This is a genomic window from Bacillus sp. SRB_331, assembly GCF_003264175.1.
GTDB lineage: Bacteria > Bacillota > Bacilli > Bacillales > Bacillaceae_G > Bacillus_A > Bacillus_A mycoides.
Map to the genome: position 1 here is coordinate 1 of NZ_NADV01000013.1, position 24,125 is coordinate 24,125.

Annotated in this window: 17 protein-coding genes, 5 pseudogenes and 1 riboswitch; of the genes and pseudogenes, 14 read left to right on the plus strand and 8 right to left on the minus strand. The window is 33.6% G+C overall.

Annotated elements, in window-relative coordinates; all coding sequences use genetic code 11:
• A partial coding sequence (locus B5P42_RS12190; RefSeq protein WP_483295817.1) for an SGNH/GDSL hydrolase family protein occupies positions 1-823 on the plus strand: 823 nt, incomplete at its 5' end.
• Positions 824-1,177: 354 nt separating this feature from the next.
• Here the strand turns inward: B5P42_RS12190 and B5P42_RS12195 are convergent.
• The gene (locus B5P42_RS12195) at positions 1,178-1,552 is read right to left on the minus strand and encodes a hypothetical protein (protein ID WP_113734279.1); all 375 of its coding nucleotides are present in this window, start codon (positions 1,550-1,552) and stop codon (positions 1,178-1,180) included.
• A 308-nt stretch (positions 1,553-1,860) separates the two neighbouring features.
• On the opposite strand from B5P42_RS12195, the pseudogene B5P42_RS12205 reads away from it, so the two are divergent.
• Positions 1,861-2,118 (plus strand): annotated as a pseudogene (locus B5P42_RS12205) (DDE-type integrase/transposase/recombinase); the annotation flags it as partial.
• Positions 2,119-2,309: 191 nt separating this feature from the next.
• On the plus strand, positions 2,310-3,203 hold the full coding sequence (locus B5P42_RS12210) for an Rpn family recombination-promoting nuclease/putative transposase (protein ID WP_113734280.1): 894 nt from the start codon (positions 2,310-2,312) through the stop codon (positions 3,201-3,203).
• A gap of 123 nt (positions 3,204-3,326) precedes the next feature.
• Here B5P42_RS12210 and B5P42_RS12215 read toward each other — a convergent pair whose 3' ends face one another.
• The gene (locus B5P42_RS12215) at positions 3,327-3,989 is read right to left on the minus strand and encodes an IS6 family transposase (protein WP_258397489.1); all 663 of its coding nucleotides are present in this window, start codon (positions 3,987-3,989) and stop codon (positions 3,327-3,329) included.
• A gap of 18 nt (positions 3,990-4,007) precedes the next feature.
• Here B5P42_RS12215 and B5P42_RS32595 point away from each other — a divergent pair.
• Together B5P42_RS32595 and B5P42_RS12220 are read left to right on the plus strand one after the other, a co-directional pair.
• Positions 4,008-4,127, plus strand: a pseudogene (locus B5P42_RS32595) (CPBP family glutamic-type intramembrane protease); the annotation flags it as partial.
• A 251-nt stretch (positions 4,128-4,378) separates the two neighbouring features.
• The gene (locus tag B5P42_RS12220; protein ID WP_113734281.1) at positions 4,379-5,248 is read left to right on the plus strand and encodes a hypothetical protein; all 870 of its coding nucleotides are present in this window, start codon (positions 4,379-4,381) and stop codon (positions 5,246-5,248) included.
• Between the two features lie 410 nt (positions 5,249-5,658).
• Here B5P42_RS12220 and B5P42_RS12225 read toward each other — a convergent pair.
• Positions 5,659-7,095, minus strand: a pseudogene (locus B5P42_RS12225) (IS4 family transposase).
• A 101-nt stretch (positions 7,096-7,196) separates the two neighbouring features.
• Positions 7,197-7,604 (minus strand): hypothetical protein, encoded by a 408-nt coding sequence (locus B5P42_RS12230; protein WP_088099321.1) that lies wholly within the window; start codon positions 7,602-7,604, stop codon positions 7,197-7,199.
• A gap of 801 nt (positions 7,605-8,405) precedes the next feature.
• Here B5P42_RS12230 and B5P42_RS12235 point away from each other — a divergent pair.
• Entirely contained in the window at positions 8,406-10,034 is a 1,629-nt protein-coding gene (locus tag B5P42_RS12235; RefSeq protein WP_113734282.1) for a peptide ABC transporter substrate-binding protein, read from the plus strand.
• Positions 10,035-10,099: 65 nt separating this feature from the next.
• Here the strand turns inward: B5P42_RS12235 and B5P42_RS12240 are convergent, their stop codons facing one another.
• The gene (locus tag B5P42_RS12240) at positions 10,100-10,630 is read right to left on the minus strand and encodes a GNAT family N-acetyltransferase (protein WP_113734283.1); all 531 of its coding nucleotides are present in this window, start codon (positions 10,628-10,630) and stop codon (positions 10,100-10,102) included.
• 54 nt (positions 10,631-10,684) lie between these two features.
• Here B5P42_RS12240 and B5P42_RS12245 point away from each other — a divergent pair.
• Positions 10,685-10,957, plus strand: a pseudogene (locus B5P42_RS12245) (M23 family peptidase); the annotation flags it as partial.
• A gap of 59 nt (positions 10,958-11,016) precedes the next feature.
• Here the strand turns inward: B5P42_RS12245 and B5P42_RS12250 are convergent.
• Positions 11,017-12,312 (minus strand): Nramp family divalent metal transporter, encoded by a 1,296-nt coding sequence (locus tag B5P42_RS12250; protein WP_001030684.1) that lies wholly within the window; start codon positions 12,310-12,312, stop codon positions 11,017-11,019.
• Between the two features lie 493 nt (positions 12,313-12,805).
• Between B5P42_RS12250 and trhO the strand changes: the two genes are divergently transcribed.
• Positions 12,806-13,765 (plus strand): oxygen-dependent tRNA uridine(34) hydroxylase TrhO, encoded by a 960-nt coding sequence (trhO, locus tag B5P42_RS12255; protein ID WP_002086277.1) that lies wholly within the window; start codon positions 12,806-12,808, stop codon positions 13,763-13,765.
• Positions 13,766-13,823: 58 nt separating this feature from the next.
• On the opposite strand, the pseudogene B5P42_RS12260 reads toward trhO, so the two are convergent.
• Positions 13,824-15,298: pseudogene (locus B5P42_RS12260) on the minus strand (hypothetical protein).
• A gap of 176 nt (positions 15,299-15,474) precedes the next feature.
• On the opposite strand from B5P42_RS12260, the gene panE reads away from it, so the two are divergent.
• Positions 15,475-16,407, plus strand: coding sequence for a 2-dehydropantoate 2-reductase (panE, locus tag B5P42_RS12265; RefSeq protein ID WP_113734285.1), 933 nt, complete (start codon positions 15,475-15,477; stop codon positions 16,405-16,407).
• Positions 16,408-16,470: 63 nt separating this feature from the next.
• Here the strand turns inward: panE and B5P42_RS32600 are convergent, their stop codons facing one another.
• Positions 16,471-16,599 (minus strand): hypothetical protein, encoded by a 129-nt coding sequence (locus tag B5P42_RS32600; RefSeq protein WP_002086273.1) that lies wholly within the window; start codon positions 16,597-16,599, stop codon positions 16,471-16,473.
• Between the two features lie 139 nt (positions 16,600-16,738).
• Positions 16,739-16,885: riboswitch (cyclic di-AMP (ydaO/yuaA leader) on the plus strand.
• Positions 16,886-17,029: 144 nt separating this feature from the next.
• Here B5P42_RS32600 and B5P42_RS12270 point away from each other — a divergent pair.
• The 5 genes from B5P42_RS12270 (at position 17,030) to B5P42_RS12290 (ending at position 23,916) form a co-directional block, all read left to right on the plus strand.
• The gene (locus B5P42_RS12270) at positions 17,030-18,856 is read left to right on the plus strand and encodes an APC family permease (RefSeq protein ID WP_002135639.1); all 1,827 of its coding nucleotides are present in this window, start codon (positions 17,030-17,032) and stop codon (positions 18,854-18,856) included.
• Between the two features lie 604 nt (positions 18,857-19,460).
• Positions 19,461-20,621 carry a non-hemolytic enterotoxin NHE subunit A gene (gene nheA / locus B5P42_RS12275; protein WP_113734286.1) on the plus strand — a complete coding sequence of 387 codons (1,161 nt, stop codon included), beginning with the start codon at positions 19,461-19,463 and terminating at the stop codon, positions 20,619-20,621.
• Positions 20,622-20,658: 37 nt separating this feature from the next.
• Complete coding sequence (nheB, locus tag B5P42_RS12280; protein WP_061680203.1) at positions 20,659-21,867, plus strand: non-hemolytic enterotoxin NHE subunit B; 1,209 nt, start codon at positions 20,659-20,661, stop codon at positions 21,865-21,867.
• Between the two features lie 107 nt (positions 21,868-21,974).
• Positions 21,975-23,054 (plus strand): non-hemolytic enterotoxin subunit C, encoded by a 1,080-nt coding sequence (nheC, locus tag B5P42_RS12285; RefSeq protein WP_113734287.1) that lies wholly within the window; start codon positions 21,975-21,977, stop codon positions 23,052-23,054.
• Positions 23,055-23,289: 235 nt separating this feature from the next.
• The gene (locus B5P42_RS12290; RefSeq protein WP_113734288.1) at positions 23,290-23,916 is read left to right on the plus strand and encodes a LysE family translocator; all 627 of its coding nucleotides are present in this window, start codon (positions 23,290-23,292) and stop codon (positions 23,914-23,916) included.
• Positions 23,917-24,125 lie beyond the last annotated feature (209 nt).

Sequence of the window (24,125 nt, forward strand, 5' to 3'; positions counted from 1 at the left end):
AATAAGAGCAATTCTTCAATTTATTCTAATTATAATGATTGCGCAAATTTCATGGAAGTATATTGAAAAACCAATCCGACAAGGTGCGCTCCGAAATATTCAGTTTAAGAATTTAAGGCTTCAAAATGTCGCTTTAAGTGTTAAGTTAGCTTTAATTTGTGCAGTATTCGTTTCGTCAATAGCCGTTTTTGGGTTATCAAAAGTTAGTAAGGCTAAGGAGAATCCTCAACTAGATAAGGTGGAAGCAGTACAAACACAACCAGCGAAACATCCAGTTGCAATTTGGGAAAATCCAGCTCAAGAGACGCCCAAAAATCAAGAAGAATCAAAAGCAGTAAATTCTGTGCAACCTAAAAGTTCTCCCAACGTTACAGCGATAGGCGATTCCGTTACGATTGATATTGCTCCATATTTAAAAAATGCTTTTCCTGATATTAGGATTGATGCACAAATTGGTCGCCAGCTGTCAAAAGCGATTCCTGTAGTTGAACAGTTAAAGAATGAAGGGAATTTAGGAAACTATGTCATTATTGGGTTAGGTACAAATGGAGCCTTTACTACGGAGCAACTTGTATCATTAATAGAATTAATTGGAAATGAACGTAAAATGATATTTATTAATACGAGGGTACCACGTCCGTGGGAATCAATCGTGAATGAGAGATTGAAAGTGACAGCATCTAAATATCCGAATGTAACTCTAGTCGATTGGTATGCAGCAAGTGCTGGAAAGAGAGACTACTTTGCATCTGATGGTGTGCATTTAACCAAAGTAGGTGCAGAAGCATACGCAGCACTTGTAGTCAAAGCTGTGAATCAATAATTCGATATGCTTTATAAACTTCTGTTGCAAAGTTAATTGAAATATAAAAGATTTATGGTTCAGGAAAACAAATTTTTTGCAGTCATCAATAATGAGTGGTTTCGATGCCTGTTACTAAACGTGAGTCAAGACGAAGGCTTTGAAATCCTATGGATTAGGAAAAGTGTCTTTCGCTATACATGTCGACGGTCATGTTCTGTGAGATTATTAATAGGAAGTAAGGGAGAAGGTGAAAGGAGGTTAGTAGATTAATTTCTTTCACCTTTTTATAATAGACTAAAAAAGGTCCTAGTTAATCAACGATACAGTTTTTTTAAATTGTTATTCAACTAACGCACGCGTTAGTTGAATAAATTATCTATACTGTTTTGGATCTTTTTCTCTCCTAATTGGACCATTATGAGCAATACTCCATTCAACAACTCGGTCAGTAATTCTATCATATAAATCGTCTTCAAGATAAGGATTTTCATAATCGAGTAATGTTTTAATATCAAATTTAATTTCTTCTAAAGAATTGCTTTCGAAGGTTTTACTGTCATTTAAAATATCCCAAATGTATTCACAAAAACACTCAAGGCCCTTATCCCAATTGCCATTCCCATTGTTTTGAGCTTCATATCGAAGCTTTTCTATTGCTCTTATTAGTTCACCTTCGATAGTGTCTGATTGACCATTCTTTGGAACTTGGTTTTTCCAAATATTTTTAGCTTCTTCAAAGTATTTCATAATAGCCTCCTTGAAAATCTTTTCGCTCTTTTAATAAATTACAGCATTCCTTATTGAACTATCTTGCCAGTTAGTTGAATTAGAAAGTTTATTTATTGGCCAACTTCCCAAGTAAAGTGGCATTGTCGCTTTTAAGTTTTTTGTTTTCTTCATCCAATTCAGCTATTCTTCTTTTTAATGACTCAATCAATTTGTCCTTCGAACTTTCACTAAAAGTCTGTTTTTTAGTGATAACTTTTAACTTTTAACTTTTAACTTTTGATTTTGCCTCTTAATTGCTTCGTCAATCAGCTTTATAAGTTCGTCCCGATAAGAATCCTGCTTATTCAATTGCTATCGAACAGTTGAAGGAAGAAAAAAGCATACCAATAGGCACCAAAATCCGAAGGATAAAATATTTAAATAACATAGTAGAACAAGGTCAGCGTTTTATTAAAAAACGTATATGCTGTATGTTGGGATTTAAATCCTACAAAACATCAGCTTCTATATTGAATGGTGTTGAAGCCATGCATATGCTCAAAAAAGAACAAATTGATCTGCAGGACCAGTTTGTCCAAAATTAAAATATTTTTATCAACCAGCTGTTTGGATTAACTGCTTAGCAGGTGATTCTGTTAGGACTTCTTGAATCTTTTTATTTATCATTTTTTTGCACCAGAACTGGTAGTTCACTATAAGAGCTTATTTGCATCTATACCTTGATTTTATGTACAATAAAGATATAGATATTATCTGGAACAGAAAGAGGGAAACGATGTCTAATCTATTAGTAAATTTACGTATTGATTTTGCATTTAAACAGTTATTTGGAACAAATGGGAATGAGGACATTTTAATCGCTTTTTTAAATGCTATGTTAAAAAATTCTTTAGAAGCACCTATTGTTTCCCTACAGTTAGAAGATCCACATTTACATCGAGAACATGAAGAAGATAAATTATCGATTTTAGATATTTCGGCTACATTAGATATAGGAACAAAGGTAAATGTAGAAATACAGCTGAATAACAATCATGATATGATTAAACGCAGTTTGTATTATTGGGGAAGGTTGTACACTTCTCAATTGCAAAAGGGCATGCCATATAGTTCACTTCATAAAACGATTACAATTAACCTGTTAAACTTTGCGATGTTTCCTGAATATGAAGCATTTCATACAACAGGCATCCTTTGGAATCAGGAACAACAAAAGCTATTAAGTGATGATATAGAAGTTCATATAGTAGAGATTCCAAAGTTGATGCAGCAATGGCGCGAAGAGAAAGTCAATCCGTGGGAAGATTCGTTTGTTCGTTGGTTATTATTATTACCTGCGAATGAAGATGAACATCTCACACAAACATTGGAGGATATTGCCATGAACCGAGATCCGATTTTACAAAAAGCAATGAATAAATGGGAACGTATGAGTCAAGATTTTTCTTTCCGTCAAGCATATGAAGCAAGAGAAAAGGCCTTAATGGATGAGGCAGCAAAATTTGCTCATGCAGAACAACAAGGAATTAAAAAGGGAATTGAACAAGGGGTTGAGCAAGGAAAGATGCAACTCATTCGAGGCATGCATAAAAATGGTGTGTCTGTAGAAGACATTGCAAAGCTTACGGGATTACCAGAAATAGAAATACAGCGATTTTTGCAGAGCTAGTTCTTAGAGAAAGCATTTTATCCAATAAAATGCTTTCTCTAACTCTGCCTGAAAAGAAGATGAGAGGTTCTGGTGCAAAAATAAAAGAGAATAAAGCGCATATACTCCTAACGGAATCGTATCTTATGCTGCAAGTCCAAACAATTGATGAATGAATTCTTTCTGATTTTGGACAGACTGGTCCCCTAAATCAATCTGTTCTTTTTTAATCATATGCATGGCTTCTACTCCAGAAAGAATGGATGTAGCTGTGGCAAAAGATTTGAGCCCTAGCATAGAACGGATTCGCTTCTTTATAAAACGATGATCTTGTTCTACTATGTTATTCAAGTACTTTTGTTGTCTAAGTTGCATACCATCAGGTATGCTTTTTTCTTTTTTCAACTGTTCAATTGCTATCGGATAAGCCGGGTTCTTATCGACTGTTATAACACGTGGCTTTGAAACATGAAAAGACCGCAAAGCTTTCTTGAAAAAGCGCCTTGCAGCCTTCTGGTCTCTTGTTTTGTTTAGGAAAAAATCAATTGTGTTTCCTTTCGAATCAACAGCACGATACAAATACATCCATTGACCTTTTACTTTGATATATGTTTCATCGACTCTCCAAGAGTCATTTGTTTGTTTGAGGTGACGACGGATTCGTTTGTCCAATTCAGGACCATACTGATGAACCCAACGCATAATCGTTGTATGAGAAATGGATAAACCCCGTTCTTCTAGCATTTCCACCAAATCACGAAAACTGAGGTTGTACCGTAGGTACCATCTTACCGTTAACAAAATAATATCAGGCTGATAATGCTTCCATACTTTATAAACGGATGCCTATATGAGTGGATTTATGAAAAGAATAGGGATATAAAAGTACCAATAGTAGCCCATATATCATTTAATTTTTTTGTATTTTTGGCTACAAGTTTGTAGTGGATTTTTACACATGTGTAAATGTGTAAATGCGAACTTATATAAATGTCCACGTGTCCACATGTGCAAATACGGTAGATATTTTTTGAAGAGGGCTATCGTATAGGGGTAAAGCCGATTCTTGAAACACCGATAATTTCATATATCTGTATATACCAAACCACTTAAAGTGTGTCCAAAATGCATAAGGGTATAAAAATGTATAAAACTGAAATGATAGTGAGCATTCTAATTATAAAGGAGTGTTCATTATGATAAATAACGAGTTAAACTGGCAGAAAATATTAGAAATAGGAGCTAGTTCTTTGGGTTCTTCAATAGGTACAGCAATAATAAGCGAAATGTTTCCATCAGAAGATAGTGCTCAAGAAGCGGTGAAACAAGCAGTAGAAGAAATTTGTGATAGGGTTAAAAAAATAATTGACCAAGCCTTTTTAGATCACTATGTAGCTAATTGTGACAGTATTGCGAGACGTCTTCAGGGCTATCCAGAGAGCGGTGATGTAAATATTTTACACGGCATATATGACGATGGTTCAGATTTAGTATCAGATTTAGTACGTTTTGAAACGTTTGAAGGTATAACAGCCCTTGTTTACATTTGTACTTTGCATCTAACTGACATAAAATCTCTTAGTGAAATTGACTCTGGGTATAAAGCTACTTTAAGTCGTTGTGGGGATGAGTATGCTGCTTTATGTGAACCACGTGGTGACAAATTAGTTTACTTTACAAATGTAAGTGTAGGTGATGCAATGTATGCTAATAGTGGACTTTACGATATGATTACTGCTCCTACTACTTCTAATTCTTATCCTACACTCAAATACAGGTTTAATTTTGTAGATGAATGGGATGAGAATTTAGACACAAAGGTTCATATATATGATTCTGATCCTATATCACTAACAGATCCACTATGGTACACAGAATCTCCAGGTATCCCACGTTATAGATTAACGGAAGCTGGTAGAAATGCTTCATCTATTCAAAGGGTCTATTTAGGTGCTAAAGATGAGATAATCTCACAGAGAGATGCTTTCTTAAATGACAGGTTAGAAATTACAAATAATATGCGTAAAAATATTCGCAAGGCATGTGATGAGTGGCGAAATCTTTAAATTCATAAGTGAAACCAGAAGTGAATTCCAAAGTTTCTATGCTCCTTAACACACATTTAGGCATCTATTGAAATGAATGCCTAAATGTGTGTATCATTTTCCTTTCAACGTTTAAATTGGAGGGATTTTTAGTTATGGCGGGTTATTCTTTGAATCGTTTCTGTACATCATCAATACTTCTTGTTCTTCTGGTGTTAAATCTTCTAATTCCTTAGCAACTCCAATTATTTAAAAATAAAATTCAGGCTATGACCTGTTTTTACACATATCTCGGCTGTACCCTATGCCCATCAACTTAAGAATGGAAACAAAATGATCTTTCGTTCATATGAATGAAAAAACTCTTAAAATACTTTGTATCCTTAAAAATGAACATACCAAATAAACCTCAATCGGCCAAATTTCAAAAATTATACAGCTTTCTTTTGTCTTCTCAATCCATTGTACTCATAAACAACACCCAAAATATCAAAGACTGTTTTCTTCTCATATCGGTGAGATTTCCGTCCATTCTTTTGTAGGAGGTGGAACAGATGGATAAGAATCTTTGTTATTTCTTGGGTGTTTTGTTGTATGGCTTGATACAAAATGTATAAATGATCTTGAATCATTCCAATTGCTTTATATTCGCTTAATTCCTTTTATTTCTTTTGTAAAATCAATTGTCGCATCTTAAACATAGTAGAAGAACATAGAAAAATGGCAATGAGTTTGCCATAAACATGACATTCTAATCGCTCTTGTTTGATATTTTGCCAATGATGAATTTGAAATAGAGATTTCCAAGTTTTAAATATGATTTCGATTTGCCAGCGGAGGGAGTAAAAATCATGTATTTGTTCCATCGGAACAATCTCCCAAGGTGTATTGGTAACATATATGTTAATGCCAGCTAATCGTTTGCTTTTCTCTGAATACGTAATACCCTTTTTACTTTCCGTATACACTTGTTTTTTCCTACGTTCACGAAGTTGTTTTTCTGTTAATCGATACATAATCACCCGAGTGAATAGTTTTGTATTTTTTCCAATATAAGCATCTTTTATTTCATAGACCTGCCCGGGTTTTAAGGTATTCATAATTTGTTCTAAATCAACTTTGATGTACTGAGACTGTTTTTTTATTGCCCCATTTCGAAAGTATTCAGGAAATTGATTTTTGATATACACCATATTGTTTAATTTGAGTCGTGATATATAATACACACCACGTTGATCCATTTGATCTAAATCATCCAGTGAATAATAGCCTAAATCCCGAATACAGAGGTCTCCGGGACGTAATGTCGCTAAACACTCTGTTCCAAAGGTTTTATCATTATTTTTCCCTGGTTCAACTTGAAAATTTAAAAATTGTCCACTATGTAAATCATATTCTAACTGAATTTTTATACCCGCTGTTTGAGCACAACCACCTGATCCAGGATATACACTAGCTAAATGCTTTGGCACTTGAAAAATTGTTGCATCTAAAATACGAATTCGTTGAAAATAAGCAATTGAAGAACTAGGAATTACTGATGTTTCACAAATTTTACTTTTTAATAACGAAGAGAAAATATGTTTTAAAAAGCAAACAGCTTTTTTATTGAAACGCTTATTGAGTCCTTCTGGACTCATAGTGGTTCCTGTAACAGCATGAAGTTGACTACACAGTCTCACTAAAGAATCACTCGCTACTCGTTGGCTAATCCAGACGCATATAGTAGCTAAATCATGCCCTGAAAATTTACGTTTTCGCTGTACAAAACCTAGTTCTCTAGCGAGATTTTCCAAGAACGAAGGGGTAAGATGTTCATATAATTCTTCAACAAATAATTGTAGTTCACTTTGAATCGAAAGATTCATAAAAAACGTCATCCTTTCTGTATATTTCTACAAAAAGAATAACGTTTTTTGTATTTGAGAGTATTAAAATCTTTTATGTTGAGGAACGTATATTGTGAACCCTAAGGTTTCAAAATGAGTTTAATCTTTTCGAAAAATGCTTGCAATCGTATAAATTCTTCTTCATTTCCAAGTGATGTAAAAACCTCTTGTTCTTGATGAAAAACAGCAATCGCAGGAAACGTTTTAAAAAGTGCAAATACATGCTTCGTTTCTTTTATTTTATTAATTTGATAATAAGGTATTTGTAATGATATAGGGAGACTTCCAAGTATTTCACTATAAAATAACAACTGTTGTTCAGTATAAGCTAAAATACCTTTCACAGGAGTAGAATTTGCATTTGGTATTCCTACTAAAGCAGATACTCCATTTTGTATTTCATAATAAGTGGTGATCATTCCTTGTATACTTTCAGTTGAAGATATTTTCTCTTGAAAGTCTTTCATTGCTTGTTCTTTTAGACCCATGTTTATCACTCCGTTAATTAAAATGTATAATAGATGTTTTACTAGAAAAGAGAAAATAAAAACGAGTATAATCCTTCTTTTTAGTCAAATACATCCCTCATCTTATTTCCTAATAATACCAATATATAATATTATTATAATATACAGAAAGGACTGAATACAATATCAACATTTCGAAATGAAGCAAAAAACCTACTTCATGAAGAAGGAACGATCCTTTTTCACACACTCCAGAAAAAACGTCATCCTTTTTGTATATTTTCACAAAAAGAATAACGCTTTTTACATTTGAGGATAGTCATATTTCTTAAGTTGATGGGTGTGGGGGAAAGGCGCAGTAAGTTAAATATGAAGATACCTGCCTTTTTATACCATGCAACATCATTTTTGTGGTCAGGAAGATATTCAACATAATAAATAAACATAAGGATGTCCTATTTTTTTTGTAATTTAGTCGGAATTTCACAGACAAATTAATATTTTAGTAACGATTTCTTCTGAACTTCTTTTCATGTGTTAACACTGATAAAAAAAGAGAGATTTCTTAGGATGGTGCTTTAAAAATCATTGTGACGAACGTGTATCTGTTTCTGTAGAAGAGTTAGTTCCGAAAGAACATTTCCTTCATACAATTGAGACGACAATTAGTTTTGATTTTATTAAGGAAAAGCTATCCTTTTTTAAAAGGATAGCTTTTTTCTTGAACGAATAAATATTCAAAAGAATGTCGCATCTTTCTGTTAGTATTTCTGCTATAATATATAACGCTTTATAATATTTTATACTTAAGGAGAACAACTCATGAAGCGAAAAAAGAGCCATTTAATAGTAATGGCACTTGTTACAACTTTATTATTAACAGCTTGTAATAATAAAGCGAATAAAAGTGATACAGAGGCTAAAAAACAAGTGTTAAATGTAACAGTATCAGAAGAAATTCCTTCTCTTGATACTGGAAAAACGATGGATGGTACGTCAGCACACGTTATGCAAAACATATTTGAAGGGTTGTATGTACTAGATGATCAGGATCATCCTATTCCAGCAGTAGCAAAATCGTTTGAAAGAAGTAAAAATGGTAAAAAATATACATTTGATTTGCGTAAAGATGCAAAATGGTCAAATGGAGACAGTGTAACAGCAAATGATTTTATGTTTGCGTGGAAACGTGCAGTTAACCCTGAAACGGCATCTCAATATGCATACATGCTCTTTTATTTAAAAAATGCGAAAGAAATAAATAAGGGAACAATGCCACTTGATGAACTTGGGGTTAAAGTCATAAATGATTATAAGTTAGAAGTTGAACTAGAACAGCCAATTCCGTATTTTTTACAGTTGTTAGCGTTACCTATATACTTACCACAGCACGAATCATTTTTAAAAGAACAAGGAAAGAATTATGCATTGGAACCTAGTAATCTCATATATAACGGTCCATTTGTATTAGAGAAGTGGAAGCATGAACAAGAATTTCAATTAAAGAAAAATGATACATATTGGGATAAAAAGAAAGTGAAATTAGAAGAAATAAACTTTCAAATTGTGAAGGATACAATGACAGCAGTAAATTTATATGAAGCTGGCGATTTGGATCGAGTACCAATTAATTCTCAATTTGTAGACAAGTATAAAGGGAATAAGCAATTGCATATGTCGAGCGATCCTGGAATTGCAATGCTCCGTTTTAATGAAAAAAATAATGCGTTAGCAAATAAGAAAGTGCGTCAGTCTATCTCATTAGCGTTAAATAAAGAAGATTTTGTAGCTCACTTTATTAATAACGGGGCAAAACCTGCAAGTGGACTTGTACCAGTTGGTCATATAAATGAAGCGACTGGCAAAGATTTTAGAAAAGAAAACGGAGATATTTCTCCATACGACTTACAAAAAGCGAAAAAGATTTGGGAAGAAGCGAAAAAAGAACTTGGAGTAGAACAAATAAAACTCGAGTTTTTAACGTTTGAACAAGATAACGCAAAACGTATGGCGGAATATATAAAAGGTGACTTAGAGAAGAATTTACATGGATTAACGATACAAATTAAACAACAGCCATTTAAGCAAAAATTACAATTAGAACAAACAGGTGATTACGATATATCTATGGTAAATTGGGGACCAGATTATAAAGATCCAATTAGTTATTTAGAGCTATTTACGACAAGTAATCCAAATAATAAAATGAATTATTCTAATCCTCATTACGATGAGCTAATAAAAAAAGCTAAAAATGATCTTATACTAGATCAAAAGAAAAGATGGGAAGCGTTGCGAGAAGCTGAGCAGGTCATATTAGAGGATGCTGCGGTCGCACCGCTTTATCATATTGGTTCCGCTTATGTACAAAAGGATTATGTAAAAGGAATTGAAAAGCATCAATTTGGTGGCGTTTATACTTATAAGAATGCTTATATCGATAATAAGTAAAACTATTAATCAAAAAAGAAACCTTACTTTTAAAAGTGAGGTTTCTTTTTTTGGAATTATATCTATTAAACCGATTTTAATAAAGAATAAATATTCGTATCATATGGAATATCATCTTGATACATATAATTTTTTAGAACACCTTCTTTTTCAAACCCTAATTTCAATAGCACTTTATTTGAAGCCTCATTTTCAAGAAAGACAATTGCTCCGATACGTTTTAAATGAAGTGTGTGGAAACCGTATGATATAACTTCAGAAACCGCATCAGTCGCATATCCATTTCCCCAGTGTTCAGGCAAAAAGGCATAACTTATATTTGCTCGTTTATGTTCAGAAGACCAATCATGAAAACCAATTGTTCCAATGAGCCCTTTCTTGTCTTTTAATTCGATTCCCCATTTAATGCCGCTTCTTGCGTTGTACCCCAACTTAAAATTAGTAAGGATTTGTTTTACTTGATCCAAATTTTGCAATGGTTTTTGGCCATAATGGCGCAGGACATCGGTATTAGAAAAGCACTGTAATATACTCGGTGCATCTTCTTCGGTAAGTTCTCGTAAAATGAGTCGGTTGGTTTTTAATATAGGAAACATATTTTCACTCCATTTCTTATGAAACTAGAATGTATTTGTTATTATATAATTTAATCTGAAAATAAAGATTATTCAAGGGGTAAGGATGATTTTGAATCTATGGCTGTTAATCATATTTATTTACGACTAGATGAATCGGGGGTATTTTTGTTTCTTGCACAAGTCGGTAACTCAGGAAGTTCAAGTGAACCACATTTACATATCCATCATCAAAGGCAGGATCCATCCAAGGTGAGTATGTTTTTCACGGAAGGCTTGCCACTTTATTTTCGAACTGAAAAAGGTGCGATAATGCCAGAAAGAGGGACATACATAAGTGGTAAGTAGAAGGAAATCATTTCATACAAAAAGGGTATTCCAAATCAAATTTGGAATACCCTTTTTTATTAACCTACAAATGTTTGATACAGTAAAAAAATATTTAAAACGATAATAAGTGCAGCGATTAACCACGCGATAAATGTTGTAATGCGATGGTTGACGAGTGCGCCCATAATCTTCTTATTACTTGTAAACATAATAAGTGGTACTAATGCAAAGGCAATACCGAAAGATAAGACAACTTGACTCATAACGAGAGCGTAAGTTGGATTTACACCTAAAGCGATAATAACGAGAGGCGGAATCATTGTTATAAATCGGCGTAAGTATAACGGAATATGCATTCGAATGAATCCTTGCATAATAATATCACCAGACATCGTACCAACAGAAGAACTAGATAAACCTGCTGATAAAAGTCCAATCCCAAATAATGCAGCCGATACAGGACCGACTAAATTACTGAACTGGTTAAAAGCAACATCAAGGTCTTCAACGTGCAAGCCGTTTTTAAAGAATAGTGCAGCTGCTACAATTAACATACTTGCATTAATTGCTCCAGCGATAACCATTGCAATAATAATATCGATGAATTCGAAGCGGAAAATCTTTTTCTTTTGTTCATCATTTGTTCCGACTACACGGCGCTGCGTTAAGGCCGAATGTAAATATATCGCGTGCGGCATTACTGTCGCACCTAAAATTCCAGCTGCTAAAAGGATGCTATCTACACCTTGGAATTTTGGAGTGAAAAGTCCTGAGAGTAGAGGGCTTAATTCCGGTTTTGCGTAAAAGACTTGGATACCAAAAGCGATAACAACGATAAAAATCATACCTGTTATGATAGCTTCTAATGGACGAAAGCCTCTGCGTTGAAATTCAAGAATAATAAATGATCCAACTGCTGTAATTAAAGCAGCTGGTAACATCGGAATTCCAAATAGTAAGTATAAGCCAAGTGCTGCCCCGATAAATTCAGCTAAATCTGTAGCCATAATAACGAGTTCCCCTTGTATCCATAAACCGATGGAAACTGGTTTGGGGAAGTTTTCGCGAGCTACTTCAGGAAGATTTCTCCCAGTAGCGATTCCTAATTTAGCTGATAAAGTTTGAATTAATACAGCCATTAAATTAGAAGCGAGTATTACCCAAAGCAATAAATACCCATATTGTGATCCAGCTGCGATATTTGTAGCGAAGTTCCCAGGATCAATATAAGCAACTGATGCGATAAAAGCAGGTCCTAAGAATGGTAACAGTCTTTTAAAGCCTTTTGTTTGTCCACTTAACGCTAAATGGGCTGATTGAACTGTTGTACTTTGAGAAGGGACTTGTTCATCTTTTGTTATATCTTTATTCATAGTAGTATTCCCCTTTGAAATCTTAACTTGATTAAAGTTTCACTTTATTCTTACTCATTATTTCAATACATTTGGATATATGATGTGGCAATTTCATTTGAACATAAAAGTTTCCTTAATGCAAATTATATGACTGTGTGCAATGAATGGTGTGACGATGCAAAAATATTTTGGGAGTTTATGGTTGCTGAATAAGGGAGAAGATAATAAATTATAGGGTTGTTTTTGAAATTTATGTGAACATACAGCCTATATTACAGCATATTAATTGATGGAAATGAAATTGTATGATATATAATATATTGGGATTACAACCTAACCGTAGTGTTTTGTTCTGTAATCTTGTTTTTATTTCTGTTAACTTATAGAAAAAATTGTAAATAGAAGAAAATAGGCTACGTATAATTTTGTATATATTTTCTTATTATATATGTTTTGATATGAACGTTAACTTATACATGATTTTAAAATTTAGATAGGTGGTAGAAATACATTGGCAACTACAAAACCATATAGAGTATTACTATATTACATGTACACAACAATTGAAAACCCAGAAGAATTTGCTGAACAGCATTTAGAATTTTGTAAATCACTTGAGTTAAAAGGAAGAATTCTTGTAGCGACAGAAGGAATTAACGGAACTTGTTCTGGAACTGTTGAACAAACAGAAAAATACGTGGAAGCGATGAATAATGATCCACGTTTTGCTGGAATCGTATTTAAAATTGATGAGGCAGATGAACATGCATTCAAGAAAATGCACGTACGTCCTCGTTCAGAGTTAGTTACACTTCGTCTAGAAGACGACATTAACCCGAAAGAAATTACTGGGAAGTATTTAGAACCAAAAGATTTTTATGAGGCAATGAAACAAGAAGATACAGTTATCATTGATGCACGAAATGATTATGAATTTGATTTAGGACACTTCAAAGGTGCGATTAAACCAGATATTGAATCATTCCGTGAATTACCAGATTGGATTAGAGAAAATAAAGAAACACTTGAAGGTAAAAAAATTTTAACGTACTGTACAGGGGGAATTCGTTGTGAGAAATTCTCAGGTTGGTTAGTTCGTGAAGGTTATGAAGATGTAAGCCAGCTTCATGGCGGAATTGTAACGTACGGAAAAGATCCAGAAGTACAAGGTGAACTTTGGGATGGTCAATGTTACGTATTTGATGAGCGTATCGCTGTACCAGTAAACCAAAAAGAGCACGTTATCGTTGGTAAAGATCATTTTACAGGTGAACCTTGTGAGCGCTATGTAAACTGTGCAAACCCTGAATGTAACAAGAAAATTTTATGTTCTGAAGAAAGTGAAGCAAAACATTTACGTGCATGTTCTCATGAATGTCGTGTACACCCACGTAATCGTTATATCGTGCAACACGAATTAACAGAAGAGCAAGTAGCTGCTACATTAGAAAAAATCGAAGCAGGTAAGTAAGCAAAATTAGCTTAATAAAAAAACAGATGGTAGCATCGTGCTGCCATCTGTTTTTTATTTACTTCTTATCTTTTTTCTCTTTAACAGCAGATAATACAGTTTGTTTTACCATGCTTTTCTTCTTTTATGCTGTATAGCCCATTGGTATAAACCTTGTGCACCTAAAATGAGGGAAATGACTATACCGCTAATCGCTATTAATAGAGCGAAAAATTCAAAAGGCGATGATATTTTGTTTGAATCGGTGTTTCTTAAAAGATCAATCATAGTAAACCCTAACATTTGGCCTACAACAGAATAGAGCGTTAAAATTAATAATAAGAGGCTATCTTTTTTTGAAGCAACATTTTCTTGATATTTAAATAAACTATCGAGATTTTGTTTCTCGTTCGTGTACAGTACTTCAATGTTAAAAAGTTTTCTTAGACGAAAGAAAATATCTTCACTTTGTGATTGGGATACTAATTCTAAAGAAAAATAATTAGCTGTAAACGAATTTATTGAATAAATTAATTTCTCAATCTCATTTGTATCTTGTTCAATATTTAATTCAGCATAGGCGTTTGCCATCTTTAATAAAACAACTTTATGAAATAAATTTAATAATAAAGCGTAATAAAACTCCCCGTACATTTGGCTAGCAAGTTTAGCTATTTTATTATCATCTTCGTTCGTAATACATGTGAAAATATGTTCTTCCATTATGAAATAACGATTAGGAGCCCACCTTTGATAGGCGTGTTGTTTTAAATAATCATGAATATAAGGGAGATTATTCGCGCTTACATAGGGTTTGCCATCACTTGTTAATCCAGAAAGACTGGAAGTACGATAAACATCAATTACATTAAGTTCCATATTTTCTTTTAGGGATAATAAAGTTTGAACGTACATTCTTTGGTCTTCGAAGAAAGGGAAGGTTTGAAAGTATGAACTTCTTACTCTTTTCTTCTCAAAAAAGTCCGTTAAACCGTTAAATAAATAACCAAAAATGAACTTTTCAACTTGTGAATACCTATTTCCGTTACATTCTATACAAATGGTTTCGTCCTTTTCATTTCGCGTTTCAAGTACGCGAAAGCGAGCAGCGAATTCTATTGCTTCTGATAATCTTATAGTAGGAGAAATGTTAACTTCTGTTCGGATTGTTAGAAACCCAAGTTCATAAGGACAAAGTGTTACATCAATTGAGTGCACTGTGAACGGGACAGAGATAAGATTTGTTGTTAAATGGCCGTTTAAATTGAGATCTTTAGAATAGCGCTGTAATCCTTTTTGATGCTCAGAATGAGGGAAGAGAATTTTATTCGTAAATGAAAGATAGTATGCTTCCATATTTTGATGTGAAACATGAAACTCCCCATAATATGTATTTTCATCTTCGAGATGATCGAGTCGAAAGGGCCGGAAATCATTTTTTTGTAAGAAAGGGAACATATTTTGTTCATATCCACTTTTGAACGAAAATGGGAAAATAAATTGAAAAATAGCGGTTGATACATATTTTTCTTCGATCGTTTGTATTGCCTCCATTTATATTGTTTCCTTTCAATGTAAGCTATAGAAACAACATGCCCTAATCTGCTAAAAAATAACCACGGGATTTTCATATAATTAAGAATGAAAATTCAGCTTATTCATTAGGCGACATGTATAATCTTATGTATACTAAAAGGAGTAGAATTGTGTTTTGAAAAGGGGGATGTATTATGCGTATTTTAGTATTAGGAGCTGGAGGCGTTGGAGGTTTTTTTGGTGGACGACTTGCCGAAAAGGGAGAAGATGTAACTTTTCTCGTACGTAGTAAACGGAAAGAACAATTAGAGGAAAAAGGTCTTGTTATCCGAAGTATTAACGGCGATTTTTCAATTCAACCGAAATTAATAACGAAAGAAGATAGAACCGCTCCGTTTGATGTAATATTATTCTCAACAAAAGCGTATCACCTAAACGAGGCAATAACAGATTTGAAATCATTTGTAGGTGAGAATACAGTCATAATTCCATTGTTAAATGGTATCGCTCATTTATCACTATTACAAAAGGAATTCGGTGAAGAAAAAGTGATTGGTGGTTTATGCTTTATCGAGACGACGTTAAACGATCAAGGAGAAATTGTACAAACTAGTGTTGCCAACAGACTTGTATTCGGGGAAATTAATCCTCAAAATTCAGAGAGAATAAAGCTTATTTCTAAAGCATTTGCAGGTACAAAAGCTAGTTTTGTTTTAAGTGAAAATATTACGCAAGATATGTGGCATAAATATTTATTTATCACTGTAATGTCAGGTGTGACAACATTAATGCGTGCACCAATAGGACCGATTCGTGAGAGTGATGGAGGCCGAGAATTTATTAGGAACTTATTTGAAGAATCAGTGCAAATCATGAAATCTATGGGGGCTCCAGTTAAGGACAATATCGCCCAGGAGCATATGAAAACGATTGATAAAATTTCGTATGATATGAAGTCATCGATGCAACGGGATATGGAAAAAGGTTCGCTCATTGAAGGGAAGCATTTACAAGGATACTTATTGAAATTAGCAGAGGAAATGTCTATAGATGTGCCTTTATTAAGTGTTGTGTATCAAAATTTAAAGGTATATGAAAAAATGATTTTTACTAAAGAAATGGTATGAAAAAGAGTAAAGGATAGCAAAATATAAATGTTGCTATCCTTTTTTTTGTTTCTTTTTGACAATTTATTCGTTTCTTTTCGGTTTATCTGTCGTATTTCGTTCTCTTTCACGTTTACCATATAGCTGATTAATTTCATTTGCTACTGCATCTAAATATGAATCGGAAAAAAGTGGCTTCTTTTCTTTAGACATACGGGTCTCCTTTGTGGATTTTTAGTATTCATTATGTATATTTTTCGGTGGATTATGCGCAATCGTTTTAATTTTTTTCTTTTTTAAAATTTTTGTTTACTTTTTGAAAATAAAGGAGTATTATAATCCACAGTTTCAATTTTCTAAATCGCTGAAGCCGCATGGTGCGGGGGACCCGTTCTTATGGATTAGTACATAATCCAATGGGGTGAATCCTTGAAAAAGGTAGGGCTACTCATAGGCCCGAATCCGACAGCTAACCTCGTAAGCGTTATATTGAGAAGGAAGGTGGAGCTTGTGCGACAAAAAAAATAATGTCTACAAGTCTATTTCGTTATGGCTTGTAGACATTTTTTGTTTTCTGAAGAAATCGTTTATCCGCTGTAACTAGCAGAAAAGTTCGTACAAAATTATTGGAGAGTGGACAGCAGTGGTTTCATCAATCAAAAGGTTTTTAATTGGAAGGCCGTTAAAATCAACTGAGTTAGGAGAGCAAAAGCTTAATAAAACGAAGGCGCTAGCCATTTTATCTTCTGACGCATTGTCATCGGTCGCATACGGACCAGAGCAAATTTTAATTGCTTTAGCAGGTCTTGGAGCAGTAGCTTATTGGTATTCCATTCCGATTGCAATTGGGGTATTAGTATTATTGACAGCTCTTATTTTATCTTATCGACAAATTATTTTTGCTTACCCTCATGGCGGCGGAGCATATGTTGTATCAAAAGAGAATTTAGGGATGAATCCAGGCTTAATAGCAGGAGGATCTTTATTAGTTGATTACATTTTAACGGTTGCAGTAAGTGTATCTGCGGGTACAGATGCGCTCACATCTGCTTTTCCTAGCTTACATGCACATAATGTAATCATTGCGATTATATTTGTCATATTGATTACCATCTTAAATTTAAGAGGCGTAACGGAATCAGCTTCCGTTTTAGCATATCCTGTTTATTTATTCGTTTTAGCACTATTTATATTAATTGGTGTAGGGATATACAATATTTTAACGGGACACGTTTCGCAGGCTTTGCATTCGCCAATTGGAACGCCAGTTGCAGGAATTAGTTTGTTCTTACTGTTACGAGCATTTGCTTCAGGAAGCTCTGCTTTAACGGGTGTTGAGGCGATATCTAACGCAATTCCAAACTTTAAAGATCCTGCACCTAACAATGCAGCGAAAACATTGCTTGCAATGGGTGCATTACTTGCAGTTTTATTTTCTGGAATTGTCTTTTTAGCTTATTATTATGGAATTAATCCAAGTAAGGAAGTAACAGTCGTTTCACAAATTGCTGAACAAACTTTTGGACGTAATTTCATGTACTATTTCATACAGGGTACAACAGCTTTAATATTAATTCTTGCGGCTAACACAGGTTATTCTGCATTTCCACTATTAGCGGTTAATCTTGCAAAAGATAAGTTCATACCGAGAATGTTTACGATTAGAGGAGACCGCCTAGGTTATTCAAACGGTATTATTATACTTGGGATTTCTTCGATTATTTTAATTGTAGCTTTTCAGGGGAAAACAGAACACTTGATTCCGCTATATGCAGTAGGGGTATTTATTCCGTTTACACTTTCTCAAACTGGAATGGTACTAAAATGGCTTCGTGAAAAGCCTGAAGGATGGGCTTTAAGATTAACGGTCAATTTAATTGGTGCAGTCATTAGTTTTATCGTAATGAGTATGTTCTTTTTAACTAAATTCGCACAAGTTTGGTCGATCCTTATTTTCTTACCTGCCATTATCTTCTTGTTCCATCGAATAAAGAAGCATTATGATGCAGTGGGGGATCAATTAAGTTTAAAAACTTGTGAACCACTTGTTCCGATTGAAGGGAATGTAATTGTCGTTCCTGTAGCAGGTATGACTCATGTAGTAGAAAATTCACTGAACTATGCTAAAGCTCTTTCTGCAGATCAAGTTATCGCTGTGTATGTTGCTTTTGACAGAGAAGAGGAAAAGAAATTTGAAGAGAAATGGGAGAAGTGGCAACCTGAAGTAAGGCTTGTTACATTACATTCTCATTATAGAAGTATTATTCAGCCGCTAACAAAATTTATTGATACAGTACAATATAAGGCGAGTGAATCAAATTACCGAGTTACGGTCGTTATACCACAGTTTATTCCGAAAAAAGGTTGGCATAACATTCTTCATAATCAGTCTAGTTTACTCATTCGTGCGTATTTACTCTATAAAAGAAATGTTGTTATTACGACAGTTCCATATCATTTGAAAAAGTAATAAGATTTTTTAAGGATAGCTTCACGAAAGTGAAGCTATCCTTTTTGTGTATATGCTATGCATAATTGCATATAGGTCTTAAAGTTATATTAATATAATATAATCGCTTATGAGTAAACAGTGTTTTTTGTTGTGATATATGGATATTTTAATGGAGGAAGTTAAGTGGATTTTATTTTGGAATAAGGACATGAGGTCTTGAAAATAAAGGGAATTAAAATACTTCTTTACGATAGATGAATAGCTGTGTTTAAATGACCTTACAGTACAAAACTTTAATAAAAACAAAACGGAATTTCATATTTACGTGCGTTATTTATCTTAAAATGAATAATATTTTCATGTAATATATTCACTGTGTGAATATGGAAATTGCGATGAAACAGAAATTTTATACAATGTTATTCATACTAAGCACATATGAAAAGTTATGAAGTGTTTTATAACAATAAGTAAGTACTGTAGAAATAAAGTTTGAGAGAGGTGGTTCGTACATGACTCACGGTGAGAACGTTCTCTATTTTTAACCATCTCAAATCAATTGCAAGAAAATAGAATAATAAAATGCGATAGTAATAGTTGCTAATACATAGGAGGAGTTAAAGTGAAAAAGACTTTAATTACAGGGTTATTGGTTACAGCAGTATCTACGAGTTGCTTCGTTCCTGTAAGCGCTTACGCTAAGGAGGGGCAAACAGAAGTGAAAACAGTATATGCGCAAAATGTAATTGCTCCAAATACATTATCAAATTCAATTAGAATGTTAGGGTCACAGTCACCACTTATCCAAGCATACGGATTAGTTATTTTACAACAACCAGACATTAAGGTAAATGCGATGAGTAGTTTGACGAATCATCAAAAATTTGCAAAGGCGAATGTACGAGAGTGGATTGATGAATATAATCCGAAGCTAATCGACTTAAATCAAGAGATGATGAGATACAGCACTAGATTTAATAGCTATTATAGTAAGCTCTATGAACTAGCAGGAAAAGTAAATGAAGATGAACAGGCAAAAGCAGATTTTACAAACGCATATGGAAAATTACAATTGCAAGTCCAAAGCATTCAAGAGAGTATGGAGCAAGATTTATTAGAGTTAAATCGATTTAAAACGGTATTAGACAAAGATAGTAATAACTTATCAATTAAAGCTGATGAAGCAATAAAAACACTGCAAGGATCAAGTGGAGATATTGTGAAATTAAGAGAAGACATAAAAAGAATTCAAGGGGAAATTCAAGCTGAACTAACTACTATTTTGAATAGACCCCAAGAAATTATTAAAGGTTCTATTAATATCGGTAAACAAGTATTTACAATCACAAATCAAACTGCACAAACGAAAACAATCGATTTTGTTTCTATCGGTACGTTAAGTAATGAAATTGTAAATGCAGCAGATAGTCAAACAAGGGAAGCTGCTCTTCGTATCCAACAAAAGCAAAAAGAGTTACTACCACTAATTCAGAAGTTATCACAAACTGAATTAGAGGCGACTCAAATTACATTCGTTGAAGATCAAGTAAGTAGCTTTACAGAACTAATTGATCGCCAAATCGCAACTTTAGAAACGTTATTAACGGATTGGAAAGTTTTAAACAATAATATGATCCAAATTCAAACAAATATTGAAGAAGGCACGTATACAGACAGTAGTTTACTTCAAAAACATTTCAATCAGCTCAAAAAAGTAAGTGATGAAATGAATAAGCAAACAAATCAATTTGAAGATTACGTTACAAACGTTGAAGTACATTAAACAGAAAAATAATTAGCGATATAGGGAGAGAAGAAAAATGACAAAAAAACCTTATAAAGTAATGGCTCTATCAGCACTTATGGCAGTATTTGCAGCAGGGAATATTATGCCGGCCCATACGTATGCAGCTGAAAGTACAGTGAAACAAGCTCCAGTTCATGCTGTAGCAAAAGCTTATAATGACTACGAAGAATATTCATTAGGACCAGAAGGCCTGAAAGATGCAATGGAAAGAACAGGTTCAAACGCTTTAGTAATGGATCTGTACGCTTTAACAATTATTAAACAAGGTAATGTTAACTTTGGTAATGTATCGTCTGTTGATACGGCTTTAAAAGGGAAAGTGATTCAGCACCAGGATACAGCTAGAGGAAATGCGAAGCAATGGTTAGATGTATTAAAACCACAGCTTATTTCAACGAATCAAAATATTATTAATTACAATACGAAATTCCAAAACTATTATGATACTTTAGTCGCTGCGGTAGATGCAAAAGATAAAGCGACTCTTACGAAAGGTTTAACTAGATTATCAAGTAGTATTAATGAAAATAAAGCGCAAGTAGATCAGTTAGTAGAAGACTTGAAAAAATTCCGAAACAAAATGACGTCCGATACGCAAAACTTCAAAGGTGATGCAAATCAAATTACATCTATATTAGCTAGTCAAGATGCAGGAATCCCGCTTCTGCAAAATCAAATTACAACGTACAATGAAGCGATTAGTAAATATAATGCAATTATTATCGGTTCATCAGTTGCGACAGCTCTAGGGCCAATTGCAATTATCGGTGGTGCAGTAGTTATTGCTACAGGTGCAGGAACGCCGCTAGGAGTCGCGTTAATTGCAGGTGGTGCAGCAGCTGTAGGTGGTGGAACAGCTGGAATCGTATTAGCGAAGAAAGAGCTTGATAATGCACAGGCAGAAATTCAAAAGATAACAGGACAAGTTACAACTGCCCAATTAGAAGTGGCAGGACTAACGAACATTAAAACACAAACTGAGTATTTAACAAACACAATTGATACAGCAATTACAGCGTTGCAAAATATTTCAAACCAATGGTATACAATGGGATCGAAATATAATTCATTACTTCAAAATGTAGACTCTATTAGTCCAAACGACCTTGTTTTCATTAAGGAAGACTTGAATATAGCTAAAGATAGCTGGAAAAACATTAAAGACTATGCAGAAAAGATTTATGCTGAAGATATTAAAGTAGTAGATACGAAAAAAGCATAATTGAATAAGAATCGTAAGAGCGTTAAGTATTAATGAATGAGTTGAAGCTCCTGTTCAGTTGTGAGCAGGAGCTTTTGATATCCTTATAAAGAGAATAGGTGAAAAGTATGGAGAAAAGATTTTATAAGAAATGCCTTTTAACGATAATGATTGCTGGAGTGGCAACGAGTAATGTGCTTCCTTTACATCCTTTTGCAGCGGAACAAAACGTAAAAACATTACAAGAAAGTGCGAAAAATTATTCGTTAGGGCCAGCTGGATTCCAAGATGTAATGGCGCAAACGACATCGAGCATATTCGCAATGGATTCATATGCAAAATTAATTCAAAATCAGCAAGAGACTGATTTGAGTAAAATAAGTTCGATTAATGGTGAGTTGAAAGGAAATATGATTCAGCACCAAAGAGATGCAAAAATTAACGCGGCGTATTGGTTAAATAATATGAAGCCTCAAATTATGAAAACGGATCAAAATATTATTGATTACAATAATACTTTTCAAACGTACTATAATGACATGCTATTAGCGATTGATCAAAAAGATAACGTAAAGTTAAAAGCGGATTTAGAAAAGTTGTATGCGGACATTTTAAAGAATCAAAATGAGGTAGATGTATTATTAGGGAATTTGAAAGCTTTTCGCGATAGAATGGCGAAAGACACAAATAGTTTTAAAGAGGATACAAATCAATTAACAGCGATTTTGGCAAGTACGAATGCTGGTATTCCAACTCTAGAGCAACAAATAAATACATATAACGATTCGATCAAAAAGAGTAACGATATGGTGATTGCTGGTGGTGTACTTTGCGTAGCATTAATAACTTGTCTTGCGGGGGGACCGATGATTGCGATTGCGAAAAAAGATATTGCAAATGCAGAACGAGAAATAGCCAGTTTAAAGAATAGAATTTCTGGATCGCAAGCAGAAGTGGCAATTTTGACAGATGCAAAAAATAAAACAACTAATATGACAGAAACAATTGATGCAGCAATTACAGCACTGCAAAACATATCAAATCAGTGGTATACGGTAGGTGCGAAATATAATAATTTACTACAAAACGTAAAAGGAATCAGTCCCGAAGAATTTACCTTTATAAAAGAAGATTTAAATACAGCGAAAGATAGCTGGAAGGATGTAAAAGATTATACAGAAAAATTACATGAAGGCGTGGCGAAATAAATAGCGGACTAGTTCCACTGTTTATTTTTTTTATCCCGTTTTTTGTGAGAGCCGAGCTTGTAATTTTACCCATAAGTTTGCCGTGTGTTTTATCAATGTAACTTTAGGATAATGTTTGATCAAATTGATACTAATAACCTCGATAAACTCCTGATCACGCTTTTTATATTTAATATTTTAAGTGAAAAAGCTATACTATAGGAAAAACTAAAAATTGGAAAGGAAATACTAGAACATGGAAAATTATTTGTTATTTATCCTTACAGCAATCCTAATCATAATAATGCCTGGTCCCGGTTTTGCTTTAGTTACAAAAAACACTATCTCGCATGGTAAAAATGGTGGGATAAAGACCGTCTTAGGAACGATATCTGGAATGATGATTCATACAATAATGGCTACACTAGGACTTTCTGCTATCCTAATGAAATTTGCTATGCTATTTACATTAATAAAATATGCTGGGGCTTTTTATTTAATTTACTTAGCTGTAAAGTCAATTAAAAGTGCCTTTTCTAAAAAAGAAGATATGTCAGGTTCAGTGGGAATGAACTCTAAGGATATTGGAACGATTAAAAGTTTTAGACAAGGATTTACCACGGCAATCTTAAATCCAAAAACTGCTGTGTTTTTCCTTAGTTTTTTACCCCAATTTATTGTGAGTAATCAAAGTCATCTCTTCCAATTTCTTTTGTTAGGACTCACATTTACGACTTTGACAGCAATATGGTATTTACTTTATATCTCACTAATACGTCAATTAAGAACTTTTTTAAGAAAAGAAAAAGTGAACCGTACAATAGAGGGTATTACTGGCACAGTATTATTAGTATTTGGAGTTAGGTTGTTTTTCCAAAAATAAATATGTAAATGAAATGAGAAATAAACAATGGCGGTTATTTCTCGTTTCATTTATTCTAAAGCTACCATTTCACAATTTTATAATGATTTTAAGGTAGGGAAGTTGATCTTTTTCTCGGATAATTGGCATTATTAACCCCTTATATCAAAGTTAAAATTATTTATATAACAAAGAAGGAACCTATCATACTGAACTGTACCCTATAAAAT